Consider the following 9,252-nt stretch of genomic DNA (forward strand, 5'->3'; position numbering starts at 1 on the left):
TCCCCTTCTTGTTGTTTCTCCTTTGTATCTTCTTTTTCTCCGCTGTTCTCTTCTTTCTGCTCTTTATCCTTGTCTTTTCCGCTCCGTTGCTTTTCGCTTTCTTCGTGTATCTGCTTCACTTTTTTACCTTCCTTCAGTATCTTCTGTTTCTTTTCATCGTCGATTTCCCGCTTGCCCAACACCTTTTCAAGGTCGTCTGAAAATATGATCTCCTTATCAAGCAGCATTTCTGCCAGTTGATCCAATTGTTCCCGGTGGTTCTTCAGGATATCGTAAGCCCTTTGATAAGCTTTTTTCACATATTCCTGCACTTCCTGGTCGATAAGTTCTGCGGTCTTTTCACTGTAAGGTTTGGTGAATGTGAATTCTCTTTGTCCTGTTGAATCATAGAAACTCAGATTACCAACCTTCTCGCTCATTCCGAAATAAGCTACCATGGCGTATGCCTGCTTGGTAATTTTTTCAAGATCGTTCAGGGCCCCGGTTGATATTTTATTGAACATCAGTTCTTCCGCTGCTCTGCCACCGAGCGCCGCACTCATTTCGTCCATCAGTTGATCGGTAGTGGTGAGGTTTCGTTCTTCCGGCAGGTACCATGCCGAACCCAATGCTTTACCCCGGGGAACGATGGTTACCTTAACCAACGGGCTGGCATGTTTCAACAGCCAGCTCACAATGGCATGACCGCATTCATGATAGGCAATGGCTTTTTTCTCCGAGGCGGTGATCAGCTTATTCCTTCTTTCAAGTCCTGCAATGATCCGGTCAATGGCATCCAGAAAATCTTCTTTACCAACTTCCTTTTTCTCTTTTCTTGCAGCTATAAGTGCAGCTTCATTAGCAACATTGGCAATATCTGCACCTGAGAAACCGGGTGTTTGTTTGGCCAGAAATTCTACGTCAAGGTCTTTTTCTGTCTTAAGTGGTTTTATATGTACTTTAAAAATCTCTTTCCTTTCATTCAGGTCGGGCAGATCTACGTGTACCTGCCTGTCAAACCGGCCGGCCCTTAACAGTGCCTTGTCAAGCATATCGGCACGGTTGGTGGCCGCAACAATGATGATGCCAATGTTGTTGCTAAATCCGTCCATTTCAGCAAGCAACTGGTTAAGGGTGTTTTCTCTTTCATCATTGGCACCCATGCTGGGATTCTTGCCTCTTGCCCGTCCTATGGCGTCGATTTCATCAATAAATATAATACAGGGAGCCTTTTCCTTCGCCTGCTTGAAGAGGTCACGCACCCTGGAAGCTCCTACACCTACAAACATCTCAACAAAATCGGAGCCCGAAATGGAGAAAAACGGCACGCTTGCCTCTCCTGCTACAGCTTTTGCAAGAAGGGTTTTACCGGTACCCGGCGGGCCGACAAGCAGCACGCCTTTCGGGATCTTTCCTCCGAGTTCCGTATACTTCTGCGGATTCTTCAGAAATTCAACAACTTCTTTTACCTCTACTTTTGCTTCATCCAATCCGGCAACATCGTTGAAATCCACTTTAACATTCGATTCTTTGTCGAATAATACCGCTTTGGATTTACCCACATTGAATATGTTGCTTCCGCCGCCGCCACCACCGGCTCCTTTGGATATTCTTTTGAATATAAACAACCAGATGGCAACAAGGATGAAAATCGGTAATAACCAGGTAAGTACTTCTCCAAGGATATCTTTCCTGGTTTCATATTTCACCTGGATGTATTGACCTTCAGGAAGGCTTTCCTGAAAGTCACTTATTCTCTGGTCAAACATTTCCAGCGAACCAATGGTGAAATAGTAATGAGGCCCCTCTTTGGGCACGGAAAACATGCCATCATTGAAAAGTTCGTCATATTCCGGTTTGTTAAGGGCTTCATCCTTAAGATATACTTCGGCTTTTTCTTTGTTTATGACAACGATTCTTTCAACATCCTGGTTCTTAAGCATTGTACGCTGAAATTCCTGCCAGGTAGTTTCCTTAGGGCTTCCTCCAAGATTCATGAAGTTTAAGGAAATGAAAAATATGGCTATCAGCGCATATACCCAATAAATGTTAAATTTTGGATAAGGCTTCTTGTTGTTGTTGTCTTGATTATTTTGGTTTTGTTCCTGGTTCTGATCTTTCTTTTCTTCGGCCATTCCTGATTTACCTCCGTTATTGGTTTATTGTACGTCCTCATATTTATACATGGTAGCATCAGCCCATAAATCTTCCAGATTGTAAAAATCTCTGTATTCTTTCTGAAAAACATGAATGATGATGCTTGCATAATCAATGAGAACCCACGTAAGATTATCTAATCCTTCTTTATGATATGGCTTTTCATTCAGTTCTTTTTTTACTCTCTGTTCAATAGAATCTATAATTGCGTCAACATGTGTTGACGAAGTTCCATGACATATAACAAAATAATCACAGATTGAGTTTTCTATTTTGCCAATTTTTAAACTTACGATTTCTTTTCCTTTTTTATCTTGTATTCCCTTTATGATTTTATCCAGTAGTGCTTCCTTTGTAATTTCTTCTTCTTTAGAGATTTTCATTAAAATTTTTTTGCAAAATTAATTAAATTTTTATGATTCTTATTGTTCTGTTCAAAAGATGAATTTCTTACTGCCTTACCGGGCAAGTTTTGCCGAAAAAAGCAAGAATTTGACCGGTAAGGTACTAAAAACATGAGTTTTTAACCTTTCAGATATAAAATTGACCTTTTGTCTTTTCGTTGTATTTTTATAAACCATTTTCCATTCCTTTTATCTCAGGGAACTTGTGTGAATATTGCTTTGCTAAAAATTTTTTAATTCATGCAAATATTGTTCCCTCACAATAATAATGAAAAATTGTCGGAATTTATTTTGTGTAATGAAAATATTTACTTTTGTGTCGTTTCATCTATTGATGAATTATTATGAAAGCGAATATTATAGGAAAGAAATTAATCTCTTTGCTTACAGTAGACAGCACCAACGACTATGCCAGGGCGCTTCTCTCTGAAGAAGCCCCGGAAGAGGGCACAATCATCATTTCCGGGGAGCAAAGGAAAGGGAGAGGATACGGAAACAATACCTGGCACAGCAAACGGGGTAAAAATCTCCTGTTTAGTATTATATTGTACCCGGAATTTATTTCAGCCAATACGCAATTCTTAATTTCCAAGGCCATTAGCCTTGGGATTTGTGACTATTTGTGCAGTTATGTTTCAGATGTGAGAATCAAATGGCCAAATGATATTTATGTCGATGACAGAAAAATTGCAGGAATATTGATTGAAAATGACCTTGTGGGCTCATCGGTGAAAAACTCCATCGTAGGAATAGGAATCAATATGAACCAGGAAAAATTTCCTGAAGATATTCCCAATCCTGTTTCTCTGGGTCAGATGATTGAGAAAAAGCTGGTATTGAAAGAGGAATTAAAAAAACTGGCCGGTTGTCTTGAAAAACGGTATCAGATGTTGTTAAAGGGGATGATGGATAAAATTCAGAAAGATTACCACGCAAAGCTGTTCCGATTAAATGAGATGTCATGGTATCAGAACAGCGAAGAACAATTCAAGGCCAAGATCATTGGGGTTTCCGATTACGGCCAGCTTATCCTTGAGAATCAATCCGGCAAAACGTTGGAATATAATTTTAAGGAAGTAGAATTTGTATTATAAATCTCTCTTATTGTTGAAAAAGTCTGTCAATCTGTCAACCGCACTATTCAATCCTTTTTTTAGGTAACTTTGAACCATTTTGTTCATAAGTGAGTTCATATGGGCTTCTCCGGTCAATCTTATTCGGGTGTCTCCCTCCTCAACTTTTTTAAGTTGTATCCATATATTGAAGCTTACAGGGCTTTCTTTATAACTTCCCAGTTTGATAAGTTTGTAGGGTTCCTTTTCAACAATCCGCATTCCGGTTGCGCCGATTCCTGCAATGCTGAATCGGCAGCGATCTTCATCCGATTGCCAGTCTGTAATTTTATTGGCCGGAACCAGTGAATCCAGATTTCTGAAATCGGAAAGAAAGTTATAGATTTCGTCGTCGTTTCTGTAAATTTTTCCTATTTTACTGACTACTTTTGACATAATGCATTAGTTTTAATTATTCCCACTCAGAAGGATTTTTGCGCCAATTTTCCAGTTGCTCCCGCTCCTTTTTCTGCAAATACCCTTTGCGTATAGCTACCTCAATGAGGGTGTGATAACCACAGAGGGTTGCCAATGGACAATCACTTTCCTCGAAGTTCTTTTTTGCCAGTTCGAATTCATAAGAAAAAATGGCTCCCATTCCAAGTACGTTGGCTCCGCTGTTTCTTAATGCCTTTACAGCATTAAGGCTGCTGTTTCCTGTTGAGATCAGGTCTTCAATGACCACCACTTTTTGATCTTCTTCCAGATCACCTTCTACCATATTTTGCAAACCATGATTTTTAGGACTGGAGCGTACATATACAAAAGGCAAATTCAGGGCGTCGGCAGTCAGGGCTCCAATTGCTATGGCGCCGGTTGCTACGCCTGCAATGACATCGGGTATTCCATAATGATTTTTCACCAATTCTACAAAACCATTTTTTATGGAGTCCCTGATCGGGGGATAAGAAAGGGACTTTCTGTTATCACAGTAAATGGGAGATTTCCACCCGGAACTCCATCGAAAAGGATTTGCTGGATTGAATTTTATTGCGTTTATTTGTAATAGATTATTGGCTATTTTTTGTTCCAAATTTTCCATAGGGCAAATGTATAAAGTTTTTTTCGACAACCGAACGATTTATTTTATAGATCAGTTTGACGGCTATTATAAACAGTATAATGGACTTTTTATTAGGTATTTGAATGAAATTCAGCTTGCTTATGTGCTCGAGCTCTTCAGAAATGTTCAGGAGATAAGAAATGTATTCATTGCCTATCACGATGTGGATAAAGCTTTTCAGGATTTTCAATCGTTTTTCAGGTTGTTGGAAGCTGCCGGTGGCCTTGTATTCAATGAAAAGGGGCAGGTACTTGTCATCAAGAGACGTGGAAAATGGGATCTTCCTAAAGGAAAGAAGGAAGATGGAGAAGAACCCGAAATTTGCGCATTAAGAGAGGTGAAGGAGGAATGTGGAATTCATTCACTGGAAATAGATGATTTGTTACATACCACCTATCATTCTTATACACTCGATGGTGTATTGATACTGAAAAGAACATACTGGTATAAAATGAAGGGCAGGGAAGAAGAATCATTAATACCTCAGGCAAAGGAAGAAATTACCGAAGCAAAATGGATGAATCCTGAAGATCTGGATGTCGTTACTGAAAATACTTTTCTCTCCATTATTGACGTGCTGAAGGCAGGAAAGCTTCTTTGAAAGAGGCTAAGGCTGAGGCTAAGGCTAAGAGCAGAGAGGCGGGGGTTCTGGTTTAATATTGAACCTTAGCCTTTATATCTCTCAGCCTTTCTTTCAACAATGTAACAATTTGACAGTTTAACAACATTCAATCCCGCCTGTTGCGGGCAGGCCCGCCTGTCCCAGTCGGAGAGGCCGGCGGGCAGGCATTCATGCATTATAAAGCCCCATCTTTTTTCATGATCCGGTATATTTTTTCTTCAATTGATTCTGATGGGGCCGGTGCCGGTGATAATTTAAGTGTTCCCTCCGGATCAATAAAAAAATAGGCAGGGATATTCCTTACTTTGTATTGATGGAGTATATTCGTTTTATCTCCAAGATGGAGGAATGTCCACGGATAATCATGGTGTTCTGTAAGCTGTTTCATTTCCCGGAAACTTTCTTTACTTGAAATGATCACTATTTTAAAGTGTTTTTTGTGCTTTTTGTAAAGATTTTCCAGTATGTTGTAATGCCGGAGGCAACTATAATTCTTTGAATTACAGAATCCCAGGTAAATGTAATCCCCCCTGAGGTCATCAAGGCATACCTGATTGCTGTCCACATCATAAAGGCAAAATCCGGGAGCCTGATCCCCTGCTGACAGGGTTTTGGTTTTTTCTTTGATATTACCGGCAATGCGGAGGTTTTCCCTGTGACTGACCTGTTGTTCTGCTGAGTCAAGCATTTGTCTGACCGCTTTCCTGGAAAACATGTTGTCATAGTAAGCATCATAGAGACCTTTTAGCAGAACCAGCTCTTTCAGCCTGCTGTTATTTTTCAGTACGGAATCCTTACGGATCAGGGAATCAAGTCTGGAGTAGCTCTTTGTACGGTTGATGATATGTGGTACTTCATTTCCATGTTCAGAAAATAAATCTTTGAAATGGTCCTTATAAAATGTGGATATAAAATCCATATAGGCCGGGTTTTGATACAAAACCGTTTGATTGGCAAGCATTTGGCTTTTTACTTTATGAGCAGGATAACCCAGTGACAATTTCAGTTCACCCAGCGTATAATTTTTATAATCCTGAAAAAAACGGTTATCGGATTGAACGGCAGTATCCAGCAGGGTATATATCGAATCTTTGATTTTAGATAGATTTTTGACATTGTTCACATTTTTGTTGATTATTTCATCATAATAGCTGGAAAAACTGTTTATCTGGTAATTCAGCTCACTTTCCCCTGCATCTGCAATCCCGAGGTGAACAGGTATGCCTTTAAAGTAAGGGTTCAACCTCTGGGCCTGGCTTTTTTCCTCCTTATCAGGCAGGGATAGAGTATAGCTCTTCCCGGGTTCAGCATAAAAATAGCCTTTATATACGCCGAGATCCACAAATATTTTCCTTACCTGGTCCAGGTTAAACGTACAGTTAAACGATCCGTCCTTTTGGATCTGAAGGGTTGTCAGGTTAACGGTGTCTTTGGTGATATAATCGGAATAAGCGTAAAAGGTGATTTTATCCCCGGCATACTTAGGGGCCTGTCCATTCAGTTCAACTTCTCCGGCAGCAAGCGCGTTTGTGCCAAAGAAGAATAAAATAAGAGATATGCATTTTAGGATCAAGTAGTTATTTTGCGCGGTCATGGATATTCATTCCTTTTGGTAAAAACTTACTGGCATCGCCTCCATTTCTGATAATATCCCTGACGATGGTTGAGTTTACAGGTGTATGTTCAGGCATGGTCAGCAGGAAAACGGTTTCAATTCCTTCATACATGGCTTTATTAACTTGAGCTATGGCTCTTTCATATTCAAAATCTGCTGCTGTCCTCAATCCTCTCAGTAAATAATTTGCTCCTGTCCCCTTACAGTATTCAATGGTCAATCCTTCAAAATGATCCACCTTTACCCTTGGTTCATCGTGAAAAACACTGGCTATCCATCTTTTCCTGTCTTCCAGTGAAAAATATCCTTTCTTATTGACATTGTACCCTATGGAGATGATGATTTCATCGAAAAGGGAAAGGGCTCTTCTTACAATGGATTCGTGCCCTATGGTGAAGGGATCAAATGATCCGGGGAAGACCGCTTTTTTCATCTTGCTGAATTTTGATGTATTTAGTACCTTACCGGTCAAATTCTTGCTTTTTTTGGCAAAACTTGCCCGGTAAGGTACTGTGGCAAAATTTATGATGCAATTTTCAAAGATAAAAATAATTGAAAAAGATCATGACCTATATATAATATTATATTATGCCTCATAAATTTTGCTTGCTAATTTGGACAAGCCAAAACCAAACAGGATGCTTTCAAGGAATTTAATGTGTTTCCGTTTTGGCTTGTCCAAATTAGGGCAACAAACTTAAAACAATTGTTTGAAATAATAAGGGGCATTTAATAAACGTGAGCCATACCAGGTGAAATATTCCCCCTCAACCCTTTTTATTTGCATCTTGGGAAAACTTTGTTTGAAGGCTTTCACGTCATTTTCTTTGAAATTGTAAGGCTCAGAAGGCAGAAAGATGTAATCGGCCTTTCTCTGCCGGATATCTTTTTCACTGACGATCGGGTAAGGTTCCTTTTTGTCGGCAAATACGTTCTCTATACCAGATCTTTTTAACATATCATGCACAAAAGTCTCCCGGTTTACGGTATAAAACGGGTTTTTCCAGATCAGATATGCCGCCTTGACTACATTTTCGGGAATATGATTCAATGTATTGAACGCTTCCTCTATTTTTTTGGTCAGGGCGAGGGCTTTTTCATTTCTGTTGCATATCCATCCTATGGTATAAATCATTGAAAAGGCATCATGCAGGTTGTGCACATCGCTTACCCACACCGGGAATTGATTGGACAACTCCATAATCTCTCCTTTGGCATTTTCTTCCTTTGAGGCCAGAACAAGGTCGGGTTCGATTTTTTCGATTTTATGGAAGTTTAATCCCATTACACCTCCAAGCACAGGCACTTTATTCACTTTTTCTTTGGGATGGATACAGAAACGGGTTCTTCCCTTAAGGTGCTCTTCCAGGTCCAGATCAAACAGCAACTCTGTAATGGAAGGCACCAGAGAGATGATCCGCCGGGGATCCTCCGGGATGTCAATGGTGCGATGGATCTGATCAGTAACTTGCATAATTGCCAACGAAATTAGTCACAAAAATATAAAATTGAAATAGATTATTGATGCTTTCCATGTGTTGGCAAGAAATGATTGGGTGCTTTCCCGTTTTTCATATATCTGCTTGTATATTTGGCACAGGGACAATGATATACCGGATATCAAATTGTATATCTCCGATATGAACAGATATATCCGGGATATGAGATTTTTAAATAATAGCGGGGGATTGGGAGGGTAAAATTTTCTGATTTTTTTGCTTCATTCAAATATTATGAATTTTCATTGTTTTCGAAAAACAATCCTGAACCTATAATATACAGTTTTTGTGAAATATAGTAGGGACGCACAGTCGTGCGTCCCTACAAATCATGTTTTTTAACAGACCATGCGTCTCTACACAGCCCGTATCTCTAACCCGAATTATTCACAAATAATTCTGACGCTATTGAAAAACCTGGCTTTTTGCTTCAATAAATTTCGCAAAAAGCGGGTTTTTCTAATGCGGGGTTGCCTTGCTCCGCTGAAGCTTCGCGAAGGCGAGCCTTGCTCCGCACGCTGTCGCTGAAGCTTTAGCGTAGGCGCCCGAAGCTTCGCGAAGGCGAGCCTGCATCCATCCCGCAAACCATCCCGCATTCAAAAACTTTCCCGCTTACCAGCGGGTTTCGTTTTTGAATAATGCAGGCTAAATTAATCCTTTGCAGCCTTTTGTACGGCCTCTGCCAGTTTTCGGCTTGATTTTGCCACGCTGATCTTATCAATCAGTTCTTTGGATTCTGTATCAAAGAAAAATACAACGCCGGTTTCGTTGTAAGATTTCATTTTTTCATACAGGCCATAT

The 9,252-nt window shown here is 40.0% G+C and carries 9 protein-coding genes; 2 read left to right on the forward strand and 7 right to left on the reverse strand.

The window, feature by feature from the left end; translation table 11 throughout:
* On the reverse strand, nt 1-2,114 hold a 2,114-nt coding region (ftsH, locus tag KGY70_12490; protein MBS3776002.1), incomplete at its 3' end, for an ATP-dependent zinc metalloprotease FtsH.
* A gap of 24 nt (nt 2,115-2,138) precedes the next feature.
* On the reverse strand, nt 2,139-2,519 hold the full coding sequence (rsfS, locus tag KGY70_12495) for a ribosome silencing factor (GenBank protein ID MBS3776003.1): 381 nt from the start codon (nt 2,517-2,519) through the stop codon (nt 2,139-2,141).
* Nucleotides 2,520-2,884: 365 nt separating this feature from the next.
* Between rsfS and KGY70_12500 the strand changes: the two genes are divergently transcribed.
* Entirely contained in the window at nt 2,885-3,634 is a 750-nt protein-coding gene (locus KGY70_12500; GenBank protein ID MBS3776004.1) for a biotin--[acetyl-CoA-carboxylase] ligase, read from the forward strand.
* Here the strand turns inward: KGY70_12500 and KGY70_12505 are convergent.
* A complete protein-coding gene (locus KGY70_12505; protein MBS3776005.1) occupies nt 3,629-4,048 on the reverse strand; it encodes an SRPBCC family protein in 420 nt (139 codons plus the stop codon). The genes KGY70_12500 and KGY70_12505 overlap by 6 nt on opposite strands.
* A 16-nt stretch (nt 4,049-4,064) precedes the next feature.
* A complete protein-coding gene (locus KGY70_12510; GenBank protein ID MBS3776006.1) occupies nt 4,065-4,694 on the reverse strand; it encodes an orotate phosphoribosyltransferase in 630 nt (209 codons plus the stop codon).
* 7 nt (nt 4,695-4,701) lie between these two features.
* Here KGY70_12510 and KGY70_12515 point away from each other — a divergent pair, with 7 nt between their 5' ends.
* Nucleotides 4,702-5,316 (forward strand): NUDIX hydrolase, encoded by a 615-nt coding sequence (locus KGY70_12515; GenBank protein ID MBS3776007.1) that lies wholly within the window; start codon nt 4,702-4,704, stop codon nt 5,314-5,316.
* Nucleotides 5,317-5,512: 196 nt separating this feature from the next.
* On the opposite strand, the gene KGY70_12520 is transcribed toward KGY70_12515, so the two are convergent.
* The 3 genes from KGY70_12520 to KGY70_12530 all read right to left on the reverse strand — a co-directional run bounded on the left by KGY70_12520 (nt 5,513) and on the right by KGY70_12530 (nt 8,426).
* Nucleotides 5,513-6,931 carry a redoxin domain-containing protein gene (locus tag KGY70_12520; protein MBS3776008.1) on the reverse strand — a complete coding sequence of 473 codons (1,419 nt, stop codon included), beginning with the start codon at nt 6,929-6,931 and terminating at the stop codon, nt 5,513-5,515.
* A complete protein-coding gene (gene coaD, locus KGY70_12525) occupies nt 6,915-7,385 on the reverse strand; it encodes a pantetheine-phosphate adenylyltransferase (protein ID MBS3776009.1) in 471 nt (156 codons plus the stop codon). Before coaD ends, KGY70_12520 begins: the two co-directional genes overlap by 17 nt.
* A gap of 264 nt (nt 7,386-7,649) precedes the next feature.
* A complete protein-coding gene (locus tag KGY70_12530; GenBank protein MBS3776010.1) occupies nt 7,650-8,426 on the reverse strand; it encodes an ABC transporter substrate-binding protein in 777 nt (258 codons plus the stop codon).
* Between the last annotated feature and the right edge of the window lie 826 nt (nt 8,427-9,252).

The organism is Bacteroidales bacterium (assembly GCA_018334875.1).
Lineage (GTDB): Bacteria > Bacteroidota > Bacteroidia > Bacteroidales > UBA12077 > JAGXLC01.